The 17,354-nt window shown below is 55.2% G+C and carries 17 protein-coding genes and 1 pseudogene; 9 read left to right on the plus strand and 9 right to left on the minus strand.

Annotated elements, in window-relative coordinates:
• Positions 1 to 62: 62 nt before the first annotated feature.
• From ACPOL_RS12785 to ACPOL_RS12795, 3 genes are all read left to right on the plus strand, one after another.
• The gene (locus tag ACPOL_RS12785; RefSeq protein WP_114207408.1) at positions 63 to 1,193 is read left to right on the plus strand and encodes a lactonase family protein; all 1,131 of its coding nucleotides are present in this window, start codon (positions 63 to 65) and stop codon (positions 1,191 to 1,193) included.
• 224 nt (positions 1,194 to 1,417) lie between these two features.
• Entirely contained in the window at positions 1,418 to 1,909 is a 492-nt protein-coding gene (locus ACPOL_RS12790; protein WP_114207409.1) for a Rid family hydrolase, read from the plus strand.
• 216 nt (positions 1,910 to 2,125) lie between these two features.
• Positions 2,126 to 4,303: a GH92 family glycosyl hydrolase gene (locus ACPOL_RS12795; protein WP_150132988.1), complete on the plus strand. Its 2,178-nt coding sequence runs from the start codon at positions 2,126 to 2,128 to the stop codon at positions 4,301 to 4,303.
• A gap of 365 nt (positions 4,304 to 4,668) precedes the next feature.
• On the opposite strand, the gene ACPOL_RS12800 is transcribed toward ACPOL_RS12795, so the two are convergent.
• The 5 genes and pseudogenes from ACPOL_RS12800 to ACPOL_RS33530 all read right to left on the minus strand — a co-directional run bounded on the left by ACPOL_RS12800 (position 4,669) and on the right by ACPOL_RS33530 (position 9,960).
• A complete protein-coding gene (locus ACPOL_RS12800; RefSeq protein WP_236657444.1) occupies positions 4,669 to 5,601 on the minus strand; it encodes a hypothetical protein in 933 nt (310 codons plus the stop codon).
• 291 nt (positions 5,602 to 5,892) lie between these two features.
• The gene (locus tag ACPOL_RS12805; RefSeq protein ID WP_201759185.1) at positions 5,893 to 7,656 is read right to left on the minus strand and encodes a CRTAC1 family protein; all 1,764 of its coding nucleotides are present in this window, start codon (positions 7,654 to 7,656) and stop codon (positions 5,893 to 5,895) included.
• A gap of 215 nt (positions 7,657 to 7,871) precedes the next feature.
• Positions 7,872 to 9,122 carry a tetratricopeptide repeat protein gene (locus ACPOL_RS12810; RefSeq protein WP_236657445.1) on the minus strand — a complete coding sequence of 417 codons (1,251 nt, stop codon included), beginning with the start codon at positions 9,120 to 9,122 and terminating at the stop codon, positions 7,872 to 7,874.
• A 51-nt stretch (positions 9,123 to 9,173) separates the two neighbouring features.
• Positions 9,174 to 9,536 (minus strand): annotated as a pseudogene (locus ACPOL_RS36200) (hypothetical protein); the annotation flags it as partial.
• A gap of 265 nt (positions 9,537 to 9,801) precedes the next feature.
• Positions 9,802 to 9,960 carry a hypothetical protein gene (locus ACPOL_RS33530; RefSeq protein WP_236657446.1) on the minus strand — a complete coding sequence of 53 codons (159 nt, stop codon included), beginning with the start codon at positions 9,958 to 9,960 and terminating at the stop codon, positions 9,802 to 9,804.
• Positions 9,961 to 10,283: 323 nt separating this feature from the next.
• Between ACPOL_RS33530 and ACPOL_RS36205 the strand changes: the two genes are divergently transcribed.
• The 4 genes from ACPOL_RS36205 to ACPOL_RS12835 all read left to right on the plus strand — a co-directional run bounded on the left by ACPOL_RS36205 (position 10,284) and on the right by ACPOL_RS12835 (position 14,536).
• Complete coding sequence (locus ACPOL_RS36205) at positions 10,284 to 10,496, plus strand: CPBP family glutamic-type intramembrane protease (RefSeq protein WP_114207413.1); 213 nt, start codon at positions 10,284 to 10,286, stop codon at positions 10,494 to 10,496.
• Positions 10,497 to 10,883: 387 nt separating this feature from the next.
• On the plus strand, positions 10,884 to 12,020 hold the full coding sequence (locus ACPOL_RS12820) for a serine hydrolase domain-containing protein (RefSeq protein ID WP_114207414.1): 1,137 nt from the start codon (positions 10,884 to 10,886) through the stop codon (positions 12,018 to 12,020).
• An 806-nt stretch (positions 12,021 to 12,826) separates the two neighbouring features.
• Positions 12,827 to 13,747, plus strand: a complete 921-nt coding sequence (locus ACPOL_RS34730) for a tyrosine-type recombinase/integrase (RefSeq protein WP_236657447.1) — start codon at positions 12,827 to 12,829, stop codon at positions 13,745 to 13,747.
• A gap of 213 nt (positions 13,748 to 13,960) precedes the next feature.
• Entirely contained in the window at positions 13,961 to 14,536 is a 576-nt protein-coding gene (locus tag ACPOL_RS12835; RefSeq protein ID WP_114207416.1) for a DUF2306 domain-containing protein, read from the plus strand.
• Positions 14,537 to 14,816: 280 nt separating this feature from the next.
• On the opposite strand, the gene ACPOL_RS36210 is transcribed toward ACPOL_RS12835, so the two are convergent.
• Both ACPOL_RS36210 and ACPOL_RS34735 read right to left on the minus strand, forming a co-directional pair.
• On the minus strand, positions 14,817 to 15,044 hold the full coding sequence (locus ACPOL_RS36210; RefSeq protein WP_414633371.1) for a winged helix-turn-helix transcriptional regulator: 228 nt from the start codon (positions 15,042 to 15,044) through the stop codon (positions 14,817 to 14,819).
• On the minus strand, positions 15,010 to 15,195 hold the full coding sequence (locus ACPOL_RS34735; RefSeq protein ID WP_236657448.1) for a hypothetical protein: 186 nt from the start codon (positions 15,193 to 15,195) through the stop codon (positions 15,010 to 15,012). The genes ACPOL_RS36210 and ACPOL_RS34735 overlap by 35 nt, the downstream gene beginning before the upstream one ends.
• A gap of 51 nt (positions 15,196 to 15,246) precedes the next feature.
• On the opposite strand from ACPOL_RS34735, the gene ACPOL_RS12850 reads away from it, so the two are divergent.
• Positions 15,247 to 15,678 (plus strand): DUF1772 domain-containing protein, encoded by a 432-nt coding sequence (locus tag ACPOL_RS12850; protein ID WP_114207419.1) that lies wholly within the window; start codon positions 15,247 to 15,249, stop codon positions 15,676 to 15,678.
• A gap of 186 nt (positions 15,679 to 15,864) precedes the next feature.
• Here the strand turns inward: ACPOL_RS12850 and ACPOL_RS33140 are convergent, their stop codons facing one another.
• Positions 15,865 to 16,071 carry a hypothetical protein gene (locus ACPOL_RS33140; protein WP_150132989.1) on the minus strand — a complete coding sequence of 69 codons (207 nt, stop codon included), beginning with the start codon at positions 16,069 to 16,071 and terminating at the stop codon, positions 15,865 to 15,867.
• A 68-nt stretch (positions 16,072 to 16,139) separates the two neighbouring features.
• Positions 16,140 to 16,856, minus strand: coding sequence for an IS91 family transposase (locus tag ACPOL_RS12855; protein WP_114207420.1), 717 nt, complete (start codon positions 16,854 to 16,856; stop codon positions 16,140 to 16,142).
• A gap of 31 nt (positions 16,857 to 16,887) precedes the next feature.
• Between ACPOL_RS12855 and ACPOL_RS36785 the strand changes: the two genes are divergently transcribed.
• The gene (locus tag ACPOL_RS36785) at positions 16,888 to 17,316 is read left to right on the plus strand and encodes a YdeI/OmpD-associated family protein (RefSeq protein ID WP_236657449.1); all 429 of its coding nucleotides are present in this window, start codon (positions 16,888 to 16,890) and stop codon (positions 17,314 to 17,316) included.
• Positions 17,317 to 17,354: the final 38 nt, after the last annotated feature.

Consider the following 17,354-nt stretch of genomic DNA (forward strand, 5'->3'; position numbering starts at 1 on the left):
TGACAACAAGAGCAAGTTCGGCCGCCAATATCCACATCTGGCGGTAACCAATGGGGGTTTAGATGCAACGGATTGCCGTTCGCGTCCTTTCAAGTCTTCTTGTAATTATTCTTTCTGCTCCGGTCATGGCCGAAGATATGTTTGTATACTTCGGATCGCACGGAAGTGGGCCGCATATAGGGTTCTCGCTTGCGCACTTTGATACCGAGACGGGGAAGCTGACCGAACCTGTCTTTCTCGAAGAAGCAGTGGCGCCTGCGTATTTTATTATTCGACCGGACGGCAGACGTCTTTATACCTGCAACTCGTTTCCGGGCAGTTCGGTGAGCGCGTACGCGATCGATCCTGCCACTGCCAAACTGACGCTTCTAAACCGGCAACCGAGTGGAGGGGGCGACCCTAGCTACGTAAGCTTGGACCCAAGCGGACGGTATTTGATGGTTGCTAATTATCTCGGGGGGAGTGCCGCGGTATTCGCGCTGCGCCACGACGGCAGCATTGGCAGGCGTACGGCGTTTGTTCAGCATGTTGGAGCCAGCCTGGATCCCAATGATCCAAGGCATGCCCATGCGCACTCGATTCGCTTCGATCCTAGTCATCGATTTGTGCTGTTGGCCGATCTCGGACTGGATAAAATTTTCGTTTATCGTCTGAACCCGAAGACGGGCGCGCTGACGCCGAACGATCCGCCATTCGCGACCGTTGCACCCGGTTCGGGCCCGCGCCACATCGCGTTCGATCCGCGCGACCGCTATGTGTATGCAATCAACCAGACAGCCAATAGCATTGTTGGTTTCGGATGGGATTCAAATCGCGGTATCCTGACCCGATTCGAGACTGTATCCACGCTCCCGAAAGGCTTTAAGGGTGAGAATACGGGATCTGAAATCCTCATGCATCCAAGCGGTAAATTTCTCTACGCCACCAACCGTGGGAATAACAGTGTCGCGGTGTTTTCCGTCCAAGCGGATACGGGGCGCCTTACACCTGTACAGTACATCTCAACCCAGGGCAAAACGCCACGAAATGCCGACTTCGACCCCACGGGCAAATGGCTGTTGGTGACCAATAAGGACAGCAACAATGCCGTGGTTTTCCGGATTGATCAATCAACTGGTCAACTGACTCAGAACGGAGACCCAATTTCGGTCCCGGCTCCGTTTTGCGAGAGATTTCTTCCGGCAGGGAAGTGATTTCGGGAGGAAACGGTACGCCAAAAGAAAAGTGGGATAGCTCTCGCTCACTGAATCTGATCGTTGATGGAATATCCATCTCGATCAGCATTGCAGGTAGCTCCCTGAAGTCTGACTTTTCTACTTCGGCCTCCCGACAAAACGTTGGTTGCGACGATCAAAGGACTTACTCACAGAGCTCCAGAAACAGAGTAACAACGGGGAAGGAATAAGGAGGGACGATCATGAATGAATCAACCAATTTACTTGAAACGCTTGCTCACACTCCCGTGGAGAAGCGTGCCATTACCAATCACGGCGTGCTCAACGAAGCGTACGCGTATGCCAAACCCAGTTCGTTCTCGCGAGGCATGCGCATCGAGCTGAATGGGTTCACAATCCTGCTGATCTCGGGGACGGCATCGATCGACGAAAATGGCAAGAGCGTGCACGTTGGCGATTTTCGCGCGCAGATGCGGCGCACCCTGGAAAATATTAGGGGCCTACTGGAGAGCGAAGGCTGCACCTGGCACGATATCGTGCGCACTACATGCTACCTGCGCGACATTGAACGAGATTACGAAGCATTCAATGAAGAACGCACTGCTTACTTCGCGGAGCGGGGGCTTGACCCGCTGCCTGCCTCGACCGGGATTCAGGCAATACTCTGCCGGCCGGAACTCCTGGTGGAGATTGAAGCCATCGCCATGTTCAAGACAGTGAACAGTGCCTCATGATTCGTGATTCAAGATGGGATGCTGAACTAGGTTGAAGTCTGCCAAACATTCCTACCGATCGCGCCTCGACGTGCCGGCGCTCCGCCTCACTCGCGAATCCGAAAGCCCACAGGTCTAAAAACAAACCCAACACGATGGATAGGGAGCCATACCCGCAATGAATGCGTTCAAAGGCAAGTTAGAGCGTAAGTACGGAATTCTGAGGAGGGTGTCGCGTTGGCAACGATAAGCATATCGAAAGGCAACTGCCTGTCAGCTGTTTTGATCTCAATTATGGTCGTTCCGCATGCACTCTCTCAGCGACAGCCGGTCGACTATGTAAACTCGCTCATCGGTACAGCTCCGATGACCGATAAGGAGTACTTGGGCAATAATCCCGCTCCGGGTGAGGAACTATATTCCGGAACCGTAAACCCGTGTGCCATGGTTCCAGACCCAGGCGGATATCTATGTGTTGGCCCTGTAACCGGCTTTGACGGCGCGTATCATGTGCGCGGGTCGGGGTATCGCTTTGATGATGCAACAATAATGGGCTTCACTCAAATGAATGGCGAGTATAGCAATGAAAACAGGCTATTATTCATGCCGACCATTGGCCCAATAAAGACGAGCCCTGGCAGCCGAAAAGATCCCTCTTCGGGCTATCGGTCGACCAGAGATACGCAAAGCGAGAAGGGATCGGCTGGATATTATTCCGTACTCCTTACAACTTATGGCATAAAAGTGGAGCTTACTGCTACGGCGCATTGTGGTTTTCATCGCTACACGTTTCCCGTTTCCCGGCAAGCCAATATTCTCATCGACATGGCCAACTCGCGGCCGGCGGTTTCGAATGCCTCCCTGTCCGTAATAGATAAGCACACTATCGAAGGTTTTCAAACGGGCGGAACTAGCACTGTTTACTTTCGTGCGGAGTTTAATAGGGACTTCACGTCTTCGGGGACCTGGAAGAGCGGCGTCTTGGCCCCGAATTCTTCTCAGGTGAGTGGAACTCCCGTGGGAGCTTATGCCAGCTTCAACACCTCGCCGAGCGAGCCGGTCCTTGTCAAAGTAGGCACATCCACCATTAGTCTTGCCGACGCCGCAGCCAATCTTAAGGAAGAAATACCATCGGGTACGAGGTTTGAGGCGATTACGAGCCAAGCTAGGACCCTTTGGAGCCAGATATTAGATCGAATGCTAGTTGAAGGCGGCTCCGAAGGGGACCGAACAAACTTTTACACGGCTGTATATCGCATGGCAGCAGGTCCCAAATATTCCTGGTTCCCGTTCTACGATGCCAACGGAATGCTTCTTGCTCGAGGTGAAGATTGGGCATCGCAGCGAGTTGCCAATAAGGGGGGATTTTGGGGGTGGCATTGGGGCGGGGGCTATTGGGGACCTGGAAATGTCTCGAGTCTGCTGGGGTTGTACAAAATGGGAGTCTATGGCATCGACCTCGATGCGGCGTATAAGGAGCTACGCAATCAGGCGTTGAACGGAGGCGGCGCCGCGGGCGAAGCCTATCGACGTTACGGGTATATACCTGCCGACTCTGGGGTGAACGACTACGTCAATCGCTCTATAGGGTTATCTCTCGATGATCGTGCTCTTTCAGAACTAGCTAAACTGACTGGCAATGAGACTGATTCCGAGTTCTTCTTTAAGCGTTCGCAGAGCTATAAGGCGCTTTACGACGCATCGTTGGGGTTTTTCGCGCCACGTCGCGCGGACGGGTCGTGGATTCTTCCGCTGGATCCGGCGGAGCCTCACGCAGAGGACATGTATCGGGAGGGAAATGCGTGGAATTACTTGTGGTTCAATACGGGGGACATACCTGGACTTATCGAGTTGCTGGGTGGTCCTCAGAAGTTTGCTGCAAGGCTAGACACATTCTTCACCGAACGCTACAACCCCAGAGTGCCTCTTCGCGACCTGACGGGAGTAGTCGGCTTATATTTTCATGGAAACGAGCAGTATAGGCACATCCCATATCTTTACGACTATGTTGGACAACCTTGGAAAACTCAGGCACTTGTTCGAAGAATCCAGAGCGATCTGTACCGGCCTATACCCGCCGGACTATGCGGCATGGACGATTTCGGAGATCTGGAGGGTTGGTATGTAACTAGCGCGCTTGGTTACGTCCAAGTCGATCTCGCAAGTAAATATTATCAGATAGGAAGTCCACTGTTCCCAAAAGTGACAATCCAGCTGCCAGGTGAGCATCCCGGCACCTTTACTATTCTGGCAAATCACGTATCGAACTCGAACAAGTACATTCAGTCTGCCAGGTTGAATGGTAGACCGCTTAACGTTCCGCGCTTTACGCAACTCGATATGGGCCCCGGAGGCAGCCTCGTCTTCGAGATGGGATCAACACCTAACTTTAATTGGGGAGCGGAAGAGCCTTAGATGTTTAGTCCCGGCGTGCGATACTGTATTCTTATCCAAAGCTAGACGGAGGCACTGTGGGCTGGTTCTAGCAGGGCGATACAACATAGTCAAGATGACCTGAGAACGCTAGCTTGCCGGCATCGGAGCAGCCCAGAGATATCGGCCATTTTGAGCAAACACTGGATAGCAGAGGTCTCTACAGGGGCAAAGCGCCTCCTCTTGCCAGTGTGCTCACAGTCTGGCAGAATGCATTTGTGTCCCTTTCGAAAGCAAACCCTGCGGTCTCTCGGGGGTCTCTTCGATTCTGGCGAGCTCGCCATCGACCCCGTAAATCGGTGCAGGCGCGGGCATGCGGGGTATGTTCGAGAGTCTATTCAATTCCGCTACGAGGAGTAGTAGGTAATCGACCTGCGTTCGATATTTGAGCGCTCAAACTCAGACTCTGATCCAGATCGGAATGACACGATCCGCTCAGTCCAGTCCCCATGGCCGTCGTGAACATACTCAAGCCGGTTATGCTGAACGTTCAGCCGGTCCGAGGTGTAGTGCAAAGTGCCAGTCTCATCGTAGCTGGCCTCTCGACTTCTATGTTCGGCCGTTTCCTCACTGGGGTCATCATTGGCATTATAACGATAGGTCGTTGAGCTTCCGCCGAGGTTACCCATTCTATGGTCGCGTGTTAACAAGCGACCATAGGCATCGTATCTGTATATAGTCCTAGAAATTGCGTCACCTAACACAGCCTCGAACATGGCAGCTAATCTTTCGCGTTCCTCCGGCGCAGCCTGATCCAGATGGCTCTGGAATAGGAGTTTGTCACCCTGCTGCATCTCTTCACTCAGGAGTTTTCCCGTTCTATCGCGCCTCAAGTTCACATAACTGAGCAGGCGATGGTCTGCATCCTGAAAGGACACTTTGACTGGTAGAGTTCTTTCATCGTAAACGACAGTCATGGTCGTGGCCCCCGGAGCGTTATATGCCGATTCTGTGCCTTCGACTGCATACCCGGTGCAAGCTCCACAGACATCTGCGGAGCTGCACTCCAAGGCCACTACCCCAGTAGACAGAAATCTTACTTTGGTCTTGCTACCGCCGACCTCGTAGCTGCAGACCTCTACGTCGGTTTGGGTTCCGTCATGATCTACATGCGTGGTTCGAATATGCCTTCCGCCCTCATCGTAAACGTAGGCGGTCCTGTCGAGAGGTCCCTCATTCATCGAAGAGTTCGACTCTGCCAGCCGGCCGCCGTCGTCGTAGAGCCATTGTGAATGTGCGATGGTTCCATCCGGGTTCTTGGCATCAAGCCTCAGGATCATACCGTCTAGACGGAATGTCCCCACGGTGAAGTGCTGAATTGGCTGCCAATCTTGTCGGTCGAGATCCCAGGTGGCAAACTCTGACCTGAGCGTTTTAACAGGACCCCGAACTTTCCATCGAGCAACGTCGCTCACGAGAATGCCTCCTTCGTTTGCGTTTGGGATTTGAATATGATCCCGTCCATCGGGACATTCGATAGGCTCAAGTGGCCCAGCCACCTAAAAGTAGGTGCAATCGAGTGCAATTCAAACGCGGGTCGAGGGTCGAAGCCAGGTTCACTCGGCCACCGCTCAAAGCTTTTCAGCGTGAAAGGATGCACAGCCTTCGCGGAATGTGACCAACTGATTCGAATCCATGGCCTTGTGAATCTCAATTGCGCCCAACGGCCATCGAATCTCGACGTCTACTTTGTCTGCTCGTCCGAGGCCGAAGTGCAGGCGTGGGTCGTTCGAAGATACGTAACTGGATTGGCTGAGCAGCTCTTGGACCTGCAATTTCCCATTACTGCGGATAAATACTTTAGCTCCAATCGCGCTGCGATTGCTCTTTGTCCCTTGCAGCCGGATCTTGATCCAATGATTTCCGGTTGGGGCGTCATTCCTTAATAGCGACGGTGGTTCATTTTGATTCATGATTATAATGTCGAGGTCACCGTCGTTGTCGAAATCGCCGAAGGCGCAGCCACGACTGACATGACGCGAAGCGAGCGCTGGCATGCTTTTCTCATCAAGCTCCTGAAAGGTGCCGTCTCCTAGATTGCGGAATAACAAGCGCGGGCCACGACGTGGATACTTGAGGTACTTTGCTTCGAGCTCCGGATAGACCTGGCCGGTAACAAGGAAGATGTCAGGGTAACCGTCGTTGTCGAGGTCGACGAGTCCGACGCCCCAACTTACGAAGCGTTGTTCGTGCATCAATCCAGACTTCGCAGTAAGATCCTCGAACTCGCCTTTGCCCAGAGAATGGTAGAGGCCAGTGGGTTGATTTGTAAAATGCGTGCGGACAATATCGAGATGGCCATCGCAGCGGTAGTCGCCCACTCCGACACCCATGCCCGCCATTTCAATGCCTTGGTCATTGAGAGCAAGTCCGCGCAAGAGAGCTTCCTCACGAAATGTGCCGTCGTGATTGTTCATCAGCAGCAGGCTGGGTGTGGAGTCGCAGGCAACGAAAATGTCGGGCCATCCGTCCTCGTCCGCATCGAAGGCCACCGCGGTGAGGCCGTACGAACCACGCATCGCCGCAATACCAGACTCCTTCGAAACATCCGTGAAGGTGCCGTCTCCATTGTTGCGGTACAACGAATGCGTTGGGACAGGGAGGCCTGAGGGTCCGCAGTTGACCGGTACTCCTTCGAAGTTGCAATTAGGTTGTTCCAGCGATGGCTTGGGCAACTTCGCCAGATCGACATCAGCATAGTTCGCGACGAATAGATCAAGCCAGCCGTCTCGGTTGTAATCCACAAAAGTGCATCCAGATCCAAAGCGGACTGAAGCGCTATTCAGTCCTGCCTCCTTTGTGACGTCGGTGAATGTGCCATTGCCATTATTGCGATAGAGACGGTTCTGACCAAAATACGTCACATAGAGATCCTCGAAGCCATCATTGTTGTAATCACCCACGCAGACCCCCACGGCCCAGCCGGCGTCCTGCAGACCAGCTTCCTTCGTCACGTCGGTGAACGTCCCGTTGCGATTGTTGTGGTAGAGACGATTGCTGGCTCCTGGCGGGATTTCTGACAGTCTGCGCCCCCCAAGAATAAAAATGTCCATCCAGCCGTCGTTGTCGTAGTCAAAGAAGGCGCAGCCCCCCCCCATAATCTCGATGATGTAAGTGGCGTGATCTCCTTCTCCGTAGAACTGGATCTCGTTGAGACCCGCGGATTTAGTTACATCCACAAAGTGTGAGAACGGAGCCGCACGCTTAATAACCGGTTCGCCGTTGAGATGTCCGACCGGGAACGCTGCGGATGCTGCAAAGGTCGAAATCATCTTCAAGAGATAGCGACGCGACCATGTCGAAGCCTTTGACCATTGCAAAATAGGTACCATCATCCTTCGTTATTTTTCTCCGTTCGATATCTGATTCTCGTATCTGATAAATATTGATCATGCGACCCTCAGCATGGGTTGCATTCGGCCCAAGCGGACCATGCGACGAGGTTTTCGACATGGATTTCGTAACGTGTAGCTAATCGGCGAAACCCATTGCAGCACGCGAAGAACAGCTACTCGCCCGTTGCGCTCGGAGCGGTGCAAGACTGACACCACTATGGGCCTGAATGGGCGTCATTCAGAGCCTGTTCCAGCCGCCGTGCCTGGCCATTGTTCGGATCGATTTCGATCGCGTGCCTCAATGCCTGCTTGGCATCCTGCCACTTCTCCTCGCTGGCCAAAGTGGCGGCAAGGTTAATCCATGCGACGACGTACGAAGGGGAAACACGCACCGCGACGCGAAAGTAGTCTTCGGCCTGCGTCAAGTCGCCTGTTCGATCGGCAAGATAGCCCATCTGATTTTGGGCCTCTACAAGATTGGGGTTCAGTTGAATGGCCTTCTGGAGAGCGATTTTCTCGCCTGCGAAATCCTTCGTCTTGTCTAATGCTTGAGAAAGTTTGTAATACAGCAGCGGCTCATTGGGGTTAATCTCAAGCGCTTCCCGGAAGAGTGACACCGCCTCCGATGGATTGCCAGCTGCAATCGCTTGATCGCCCATCTCTGCCTTCCCCGCTCCTTGGGTTGCATCCAATCGTGCTTTTCTCAATTGCTGGTAGATGCGCAACTTCTCCTGCGCCTGTGCGGTGTCACCGAGTCGCTGAAGAACCTTGGCCAGTTCGTACTCGACCTCCTGCTGGTTGTCGCCCAGGGCAATGGCTTTCTCCAAATGTCGCTTGGCGGCGAGCAAGTTGCCCAATTCGAACAAAACATTGCCCAACTCCTGCTGCGACTGATAGTAGCCCGAGTTTAGAGAAACAGAATGTTCAAGGTGCGCGCGTGCTTGCTCGTATTCTGCTTTCCGCGACTCAAGCAGTCCTGCGAGATAAAGCACCTCCCATTGATCCGGGTAAGCTGCAAGCAGTTTGTTGCAGTAATTGTGCGCCCTGTCTGACTTGCTGGTGACCATAGAGTGCAAGTAGAGAATTTGCGTTGGTTGATCGCCAGGATGTTTGGAGAGGGCAAGATCGAAGATACTATATGCTTCTTCATTGTTCCCGAGCAGCATTAATACCACCGCCAATTCATCGGCGATCGGAAGCGAGTCCTGGTGGTCGTTGAGTCCCTCGCGGAGCACGCTTGCGGCCTTGTCGAGCTGCGCCCTGCCTGCGTAGGCCATTCCAAGGTTTAGGCTCTGCACTTCTGTCCAGTTCGATTCCGCGCCCGGCTCGTCAAGCAAGGCGATCACGGACGAATAGTCCTTTTTATCGACAAGGTGTTGGGAAAGTGAATCGAGAGCGATCGTTGACTGGGGGTCAATGGCAAGAGCCGCACGCCATTCGGCCTCTCCTTCGGCAGTCTTTTTCATACGATCCAGTGCAGCCGCCAGAACCAAGTGAGGGCGGATGTCATTTGGGTCCAGCCGTATAGACTGTTCCAAGGGCGCAATTGCCTGCTCATCTCGTCCGGCGGAGGACAGGCTTAATCCCCAAAGATACGCCGCGGCTGCCGACGTTGGCTGTAGACGGAAAGCTGACGCAAACGCACTGGCAGCGCAGTCAAAACGCTTGCGGCTAGCAAACCAGTTGCCTAGGCTTGTATAGGTATCCGTGGTGCGTCTGCTTCTTAGGAGGCTCTGCAACTCTGGTGATGCAAGGCAAGGCGCGTCAGCAAGCGCAAAAGGTTCTGAAACAAACAGAATCGCCGCCAGAATGCAACGGAGCCTTATCCCAAACCCAAGTCGCGCCAACCCCTCCAGGATTATTGTCCATGACGATTTCATTGGCACCTCTCCGCACCTCACCAGGACAGCCGACTTCCAGTGTTGGCACCCTAGTTCAGCGCACAGCCTTCGAGAGAATATTGTCTAAGGCTCTCGATCAGGTGGAATACTTGGCCAAAGGCTACTATCAAGCGGTTTTGCGCTAGCTACGTTGGTCGATCGATGCTTTTACCGTCCTTCTTATGGCAGCGACCGCCTGTCTCAAAAACATTCTCAACGAACTATCAGATACCCGGTCGCCCCCCGTTCTCGTCGATCACCTCTTTCACGCATGTCGAATAGGAGCGTCGGTGACGGCTGTGGGCTTATCGACGGATCCATCGGCCGTGCCGCTTACCGTAACGATCCTATTGCGCACATTCAAACTTATCGCGTTGAACGCAGTAGTCCCATAGCCGAGGAGACTATAGGAAATCTTCTTCATCAGCATGGCTTGAAGTTCTTGATCAGAGATGTTCTCCGAAACTCACCTGAATGTCGCTGCGGACTTCGGCAACGTCCTTGATCGTTGATTTCCCACTACCTTGGCCGAGTGATTATTGTTCCTTGGAAGTGACAGCGTTGTCAAGACCAGCGATACGTTATGAATTTACACCGCTCTTTGCGCGCTGAAGATTCAAGCATCGACTACATCGAGCGTCGGCCCTCTCCGGGCATTAAGTGGTCGAAATGCTATCCCGGACTCATCCCCCAATTCTGAGCGCTCCATAACGGGTTGGAAAGTGTGGCACTTCCGAGAGGACGCTCATGTTCAGGCCGCTACCGTGTACAAGGTGGACAACGCTGCCATGGCTCGTCCTCGGAGCCGCTGCTTTCTTCACCGTCTACCACCCGCTCCTGGCGTGGCTGCCAGTCTTTTGCCTCGGAGTCGCGAACTGCCTCCTCTTTAAAAGAACGCGTCGGCTTCTCCCTTGTATCCTCCTCCACATGACATACAATGCCACCGTTCTGATGCGATGAAGCTGCGATCAGAGATTCACGGGGCAATGGCACATCCAGACGCACCGATGGAAGCACCATTCTTATTTCGCCTGGAATGAGAACGACGAAGGCGATTGGCTTGTACCTACAGTGAACGAAGGCCCTTGGCGCCTGCGAGCTCTGCAAAGCGCGCTGCGGAACGCGCGCTGGTTCGAACTCCGATGGTTCTGTTGACGGACTAGGATGTATCATTGGCCATCTGACAACCGGCCACTCTTCAGTTACCAGTTGATTAACATGGCCGCACTCCTTGGGTACGGATGATACTGCGCATCACCGGATGACGTTTACTTTGCGGCTGACGACATCAATGTTCGGTTTGGGCCTACGCGAAAATGGTGGAGTTTTATAGGGAATCTTTGACAAATGAGTAGTAAAACTGCAAGCGGATTGTGGAACCGAGAATTGGCGGAGGCCTGCCTGCCGAAAGGCTATGAAAGCCGTCGAAATTCTCTCGTGGTGTTGAGCGGCACGGCGGACGAGGTTGATCAAAAGTGGGAGTGGGGCAGTATCTCTGCGGAGCGGCCGCTGTTTGAACTCGGTTCCCTGACCAAGGTCTTTACCGCCGCGCTCCTGCTGCGAATGGTCAACGCAGGCTTTTTATGCCTAAGGGACCGGGTATCCCAACATTTGCCCGACGTGGTCGCGGCGGGCTCCAATGTCACCGTGATCGATCTGGCTAGCCATCGATCGGGTTTGCCCAGGCTGCCTCCGGACCTGAGCTCGCTGAGCCGCGATCCATATGCCGAGTACACCGCGGAGCGGCTTAAACGCTACCTGGCCGTGTATCCATGGCGGTCGACGGGCCAGTCGGAATTTCTATATAGCAACCTCGGCTATGCGATTCTTGGAATGGTGTTAGAGCGGGTTGGCGGTGAGAACTTTGCTGCGCTGCTGGAACGATATGTGCTGCGGCGGTACGGAGTGACGGACATCTCAGTAGCGACCGCCGATAAAGCCGCCGATCAGCGGTTAATGTCCGGGTATGGTGAGTCAGGGTTCCGGGCTCGGCCATGGCGGTGGTTGGTCTTCGCGCCGTGCGGAGGGCTATTGGGAACAGCGGAGGATGTCGGGCGGTTTGCGGTGGGGCTGATGGCCGACCGCTCGATGACACGTCTATTCGAACCAGTGGCGGCGGCGGGCGCAGGGCATGTAGGGCTAGCCTGGCTGCTGCACGGAGGAAGGCCAGTGGCTTGGCATAACGGAGCGACGGCCGGATTCAGCGGATATTTAAGCTTGGAATTGCGGTCGCAACGCTGGATGTTGGTGTTGACCAACCGGCTGAGTCCAGAATTGACAACGGTGGGTCGGCAGTTGGAGGATGCTTATTTCTTTGGAAAATACCAGGGCAAGCGGCCGCGCCGTAACATGCTGGGCGGACTAATCCGCGACTCGGTTACGGCCTTTACCCGTATTCCCTGGTGGCTGCAAATTCCTCTGGCCGGGGCAGTGGCCTGGGCGTTGAGCTGGTTTGTGGGATGGATCAGGTACGGGCGGATTTGAGTTCTCCGTCTCACCAGACCCCTTTGTGGTGACGGTCGCGCCTCAAGGCGAGCTTGGCGGCGTTGTAGCCGCCCATTCCGTGAACTCCGCCCCCCCCCCCGGCGGGGTGTAAGAACTACACAGAAAGATTGTCGGATCGCTTGTCGCGTAAGTTGGGGTCACGACACCAAACGTCAAAAATCGTACGCTAACGATCTAATTCAATGAGCGCGTTGGCCTGTTCTCGACGATGAAAGTGGGTGTCTAACTTCCGCGATGTCGGCTTCACGTTACCTGTTCCCGCGAATATAACAATAAATAAAGCACATAAGTTTCTATAATGCTCCATACAAAGTCTGCACAGCCACCAAGACTCAATGGCTTGCACGAGAAATCTACACGGAAACTGCACAGAACGGAATAAACAGCAGGAGGCAACATGGCGTTTATTACCGCAAAAAGAGGAATTTAAGCCCGGCCTGATTCTCTTCCGGCGCGGCGACGTAGACCATCGGATGTGGTACTGCCGCATGAAGATGCCGAGGGCCGACCGCTATAAGACGGTTTCGCTTAAAACAACCGACATCAGCGCAGCCCGCGAACCGGCCTTCGACCAGGACGCGGACGTACGGTTGCATTAAGCATGACGTTCCGGTGTTCAACCGTCCCTTCCGCGACGTGGCGCGAGAATATCTGTTGACGCAGGAAGCACGGGCGAAGCGCGGAGAGATCAGCGCCGCGCGGCCCAAGAAACTCCGCGCCGTCATCGAGGGCGCGTTAGACAGGTATGCAGGTTCAACGCAGGTCCATCTTGTCGGTGACGAACGATGGGGCGGCTATCCGGCATGGCGGCGGGAGAATGGCGCGGGACGGCACCACCGCAACGGTGTTCGGGAAGTTACCGCCGACGCAGCTCAATCCTCGCGGACCATGAGGCCGAGCGCCGCACCAAGGTTCCCCAAACCTTGGGCATCAGAGTATTGAAGCCGATTGAAGTCAAACCTTCCGACGAACGGGTGGTTCCTTTCGTCAGTGATTCAACCATCCGCTTCGAGATGTCCATCTTCGGTGCGGTGATGAACTACGCGATGAAGAAACGCTATGTTCCCGCAAGCCAGCGTTTCGACGAGCGCCCGAAGCTCAAGACGATGCGGCGTGACGAGTTTACGCTGGAGGAGTATCGCAAACTCCACACCGTAGATCGCAAGTGGATTGCCGAGGCTGATAAGCCGTCAAGCGTTTGGTATCGCACCGTCACTTACAACTTGATTCTGATTGCCTGCAATACCGGCATGAGGCCAGCGGAGATGAAGAATCTCCGCTGGCGCGACATCATGCCCGCAAAAAAGCCGCGAGGCCGCGAGATTGTTGTCTTGTTCGTGCAGGGCAAGGGCAAGTCGCGCAAGCTGGTGGCTCCCAAGAGCGTAGGAGATTATTTGGAACGTATTCGCGCAATCTCCAAAGCCACGGCACAGGACGACAGAGTATTTACCAACATCACAGGCAAGCCCGCAAAGACTCTTTACAGCAGTCTGATTGCTGATCTTCTGAACGAAGCGAATCTGCGCGAAGGCACGCAGGGCGTGCCGCGCTCGACCTATTGCTTCCGGCACACGTATGCCGCGCTTTGCTTGCAGGAAGGCGTGGACGTCTATTTCCTTGCCGAGCAGATGGGAACCTCCGTCCACATGATTGAAGGCCACTATGGGCACGTAAATACCATCAAGCTCGCCGACCGCGTGTTGTAGGGGATGGCGGGATAGGAGCTGCCACAACCGGAGGATACCAAAGCCAAGGCGTCGAAGGCGGCGGACGCACGATAAGGGCAAACGAGGTCAGCGTCACAGGCCGCGCTGACCCTGAACCTCCCAAAGCTGTCTTTTGCCGGAGCCGCTGGCGGAGGCTGGCGTAGGAGTTAATCGTCTCAATGCCCGGCCCGGACGTTCCTTGCTGAGATGGTTTTGATTTGCCGCTGCCCTGCCGGGGCGTTCTTAGCGGCAAATCTTCGCGCGCGAGCCGCCGCTGGTCATGGCGTCATGCTGAATGGCCACTCCGCCCCGCACATCGCGAACATAGTTGTACATGTTGCCGCTGGGGTGACTGTGATTGTCGGCGGAACCGTGGCAATCGTGAGCAGGAAGGGTGGAAGTATCCACGTCAGGGCTGGTTGGATTTTCATATCCGCCTACGTCACCATCGCGCTCACTGCAGTGATCGGGGTTGTAGTCTTTGAATTCCGGTCATTTCTAGCCATCGCAACAATCGCAAGTTCCTACGAGGTATTTGCCGGCTATCGCTCTCTGCGTCTTCGAGGGCGTCGCCCCCTGCCTGGCGATCTAGTGCTGAGCGTAGTTGCCCTGCTAGCTCCCTTGGCTTTTGTCATCGCTATCCGTGCATTACACAAGCCTTGGTCTCCCGCACTCACTTGGTCGGTCCTGGGAGGGCTCATGGCCCTGGCTGCATACGATCTCGCCCGTGCCATTCTGCCGCAATCCTGGCTTCGTCGGTTTGGCTGCAGGAGCATCTTTATAAAATGATGGCCGCCTTCATCGCAGCCGCAGCAACAGGAGCAGCGACAATCTTTCCCCGCTGGGCGCCACGGTCTGCGCTCGTTCCGGTGATCGCTGGAGAAGTCTTGACGATATATTTCCTGTTTGCCTACAAGCCATCAAAGGTGCGCAATGAAGCTTCTTCATCACCGGTCATTCCAAGGTGATCATTTCCCGTTCAGTACGACAGACGTTACGTGCCTGCGAATAGAGCCGACAGCGGCAGCATCGTTTCCCGCAGGAAGAGTGAACAACTTCTCAGCAAGGATCAGGTAGAGGGTTCTCGTTTCAAATGTTCTCTGCCCCACGAACAGAGAACGTCCAATACTGGGACCAGCGTCCGTCCGTACGGCGTTAGCGAGTACCAAACTCGCAGAGGCATGCCTCGCTCCTGGTGACGTACCAGAATCCCAGCCCCTGTCATATCTCGCAGATGACGGAGAAGCATCCTCTCTGTGATTTCAGGAATACTCTTCCGCAATTCGTTCGTCCTCATCGGCCCGTCCAACAACCGCCAGAGGATGGTGCACTTCCATCGTCCGTCGATGACGCTGAGCGCCGCATCGACGGGGCATGGTGAGATCTCCTTCTTTGAGACGCCCATAGACTGCTCCGGCTGACAACTTTGTCAGTGCTACTTTTTGCATCAGTGCTCCATTCGAGAGCGTCTTTAGCGAGGAGTCAATAGGAGCCCCTCTATGCATGCGTTCAACATGGCGACCCTCTTCGTCATTCTTACCCTGCTAGGCGTCGAGTTTTCTGTATCTGCCTTCATCAACGCTGCCGTGTCGCGGCTTGAACCCGAGTGGCAATTGAAGATGCTAAGCCGTTTTGCTCTCGTGCTTGGAAAGGTGATGCCGGTCTGGTACTCGGCCTCTACCTTGCTTCTCAGTGTCGAGACCTGGCTTTGTTGGCGCACGCCGGGGCATTCCATCCTGCTTGCGGCGGATGCGATCATGGTTCTCATTGCGTTGGCCTCGATCTTTCTCCTGGTCCCGCTCGCCCGTCGTGTGGCGGAGGGTGCTGCGGACTGGCAGCGGATCAATCGAATCTGGGACCAGAGAAATCGAGTGCGCATAGCCGCTCTGGCTAGCGCAGCGATCCTGCTCGCAGACGTAGTCGTCCGCTGAGGGGTGCTCGACCCAGATCAGTACCGGGAAACGTTAGGACCCTATCGGGGCTGCCCCGAGGAGAAACTCGGAGCCCCAGCATTGCCGGTGGGGCAGTCCCGATAGGGCCGTTTGAAGTGAGCCGTTGGCGTTTGCGGTGGACGCGGTGATCTGCCTATGGGATTTCAATGGGCGCCAGATAGCTTGTCAGGAAGCTAGCGGCGCGGAGAGTGACGGTGCGGCGGCGCGGATGCCGGCTCCAGAGTGAAAGGCGGGCTTGTTCTGCATCGTCGGAGGCGCGTCATGAGGGCTGGCATCGGGATTCGAACGCACTTTTGCGTTGCGTGCTGGTGCACGACGTCGGGATGGGTGAATAGGGGCCGGACGAGCGTTGAGGCGCTCAAGAGCTGTCATCGGCGCTCCTCCTTGGCGGGGACGTAGTCCGGCTTGCACGGAAGTGAAGCTGGCCGCGGGTTAGCCATTCAACGACCAGCATGATGCCGGAGCAGGCTGGACAGCGCAAGCTGAGTGGCTCGGGCCGATCGACGCAGCCCTCCATGCCGAGCAGAGCGCGGCAGCGTTCGAGCGCTACTCCGTTTGCGGTTGGCAAAGAGTCCGAAGTGTCGGATGCGAACCAGACCGCCGGGCAGCACGTGAAGCAGGAATCGGCGCAGCAACTCATGGGCGGAAACGGTCATGACCTTCTGCTTGCCGCCGTGGGCATAGTCTCGCCAGCAGAATGAGACGCGATCGCTCTCAAAGGCCACGAGACGATGGTTGGAGATGGCGACGCGGTGGGTATAGCGGGCCAAGTAGTTGAGAACATGTTCGGGGCCACCGAAGGGTGGCTTCGCGTAGACCACCCAGTCCTTCTGGCCGAGTTCGGAGAGGAAGTGGCTGAATGCGCCAGGCAAGGCAAGTTGCTGCAGCGAGCCATGCAACTGGAGCCTGTTGTGTTCGAACAGTTCACCAAGCCCCGCCCTGAACTTGCGGCGGAAGCTGCGGCTAAGTGCCTTGACGGGCAGGAAGAAGCGTGGCGAAGAATCGATCCATCTGGAACCATCGAGAGCCAGGCAGCCGGCGGGAACGATGTAGTGGACATGGGGATGATGCTCAAGGTTCTGCCCCCAGGTATGGAGCACGCCGAGGAATCCGATGTCGGCTCCCAGGTGTTTCGGATCGCGAGCCAGTTCGAGCATATTTATAAAATCTGGCTCAGGCAAGCCCTCAGTGACCTGGGCCGATTGTGTCGTCGAAGCAATCCGCTATGGGTGGATCGATGGCCAGAAGAAAGCCCTTGACGAAAGTTCATTTTTGCAGAGGTTATCGCCACGCAACCCCGGATCCAACTGGTCCAGCAAGAATCGCGAGCATGCAAAGAAGCTGATGCAAGAGGGGCGCATGGCCCCAGCGGGCCTGGCGCATGTTGAAGCGGCCCAAAAAGACGGGCGCTGGGAGAAGGCTTACGCCGGCTCACAAGCTCCCAAGGGCAAAGAAATTCTTTGTCACCCTGAACAGGCAAAATCTGTTCTCGATTTATTACCGGCTTCATTCTGCCAAAAAGCCGGAAACGCGGGCAAAACGCATGACCCAAATTCTGTCCATGTTGGACAACGAGACGAAACTGCACTGAAATCGTTTACGCTGAGATCCCTCTGATTTCCTCGCAGACGAGAAGAGCGTTTCCCGGTATCAAT

The organism is Acidisarcina polymorpha, assembly GCF_003330725.1.
In the GTDB taxonomy this organism is placed as follows: Bacteria; Acidobacteriota; Terriglobia; order Terriglobales; family Acidobacteriaceae; genus Acidisarcina; species Acidisarcina polymorpha.

What these genes read in the sequence shown, in the direction of transcription:
- ACPOL_RS12850 (WP_114207419.1), top strand. Translation starts at nt 15,247, where the DNA reads ATGCATGCGTTCAACATGGCGACCCTCTTCGTCATTCTTACCCTGCTA.
- ACPOL_RS33140 (WP_150132989.1), bottom strand. Translation starts at nt 16,071, where the DNA reads ATGACAGCTCTTGAGCGCCTCAACGCTCGTCCGGCCCCTATTCACCCA.
- ACPOL_RS36205 (WP_114207413.1), top strand. Translation starts at nt 10,284, where the DNA reads ATGTTCAGGCCGCTACCGTGTACAAGGTGGACAACGCTGCCATGGCTC.
- ACPOL_RS12800 (WP_236657444.1), bottom strand. Translation starts at nt 5,601, where the DNA reads ATGATCCTGAGGCTTGATGCCAAGAACCCGGATGGAACCATCGCACAT.
- ACPOL_RS12855 (WP_114207420.1), bottom strand. Translation starts at nt 16,856, where the DNA reads ATGCTCGAACTGGCTCGCGATCCGAAACACCTGGGAGCCGACATCGGA.
- ACPOL_RS36210 (WP_414633371.1), bottom strand. Translation starts at nt 15,044, where the DNA reads ATGAGGACGAACGAATTGCGGAAGAGTATTCCTGAAATCACAGAGAGG.
- ACPOL_RS12790 (WP_114207409.1), top strand. Translation starts at nt 1,418, where the DNA reads ATGAATGAATCAACCAATTTACTTGAAACGCTTGCTCACACTCCCGTG.
- ACPOL_RS12810 (WP_236657445.1), bottom strand. Translation starts at nt 9,122, where the DNA reads ATGAAAAAGACTGCCGAAGGAGAGGCCGAATGGCGTGCGGCTCTTGCC.
- ACPOL_RS34730 (WP_236657447.1), top strand. Translation starts at nt 12,827, where the DNA reads ATGGGGCGGCTATCCGGCATGGCGGCGGGAGAATGGCGCGGGACGGCA.
- ACPOL_RS12785 (WP_114207408.1), top strand. Translation starts at nt 63, where the DNA reads ATGCAACGGATTGCCGTTCGCGTCCTTTCAAGTCTTCTTGTAATTATT.
- ACPOL_RS34735 (WP_236657448.1), bottom strand. Translation starts at nt 15,195, where the DNA reads ATGCAAAAAGTAGCACTGACAAAGTTGTCAGCCGGAGCAGTCTATGGG.
- ACPOL_RS12820 (WP_114207414.1), top strand. Translation starts at nt 10,884, where the DNA reads ATGAGTAGTAAAACTGCAAGCGGATTGTGGAACCGAGAATTGGCGGAG.
- ACPOL_RS33530 (WP_236657446.1), bottom strand. Translation starts at nt 9,960, where the DNA reads ATGAAGAAGATTTCCTATAGTCTCCTCGGCTATGGGACTACTGCGTTC.
- ACPOL_RS12805 (WP_201759185.1), bottom strand. Translation starts at nt 7,656, where the DNA reads ATGATGGTACCTATTTTGCAATGGTCAAAGGCTTCGACATGGTCGCGT.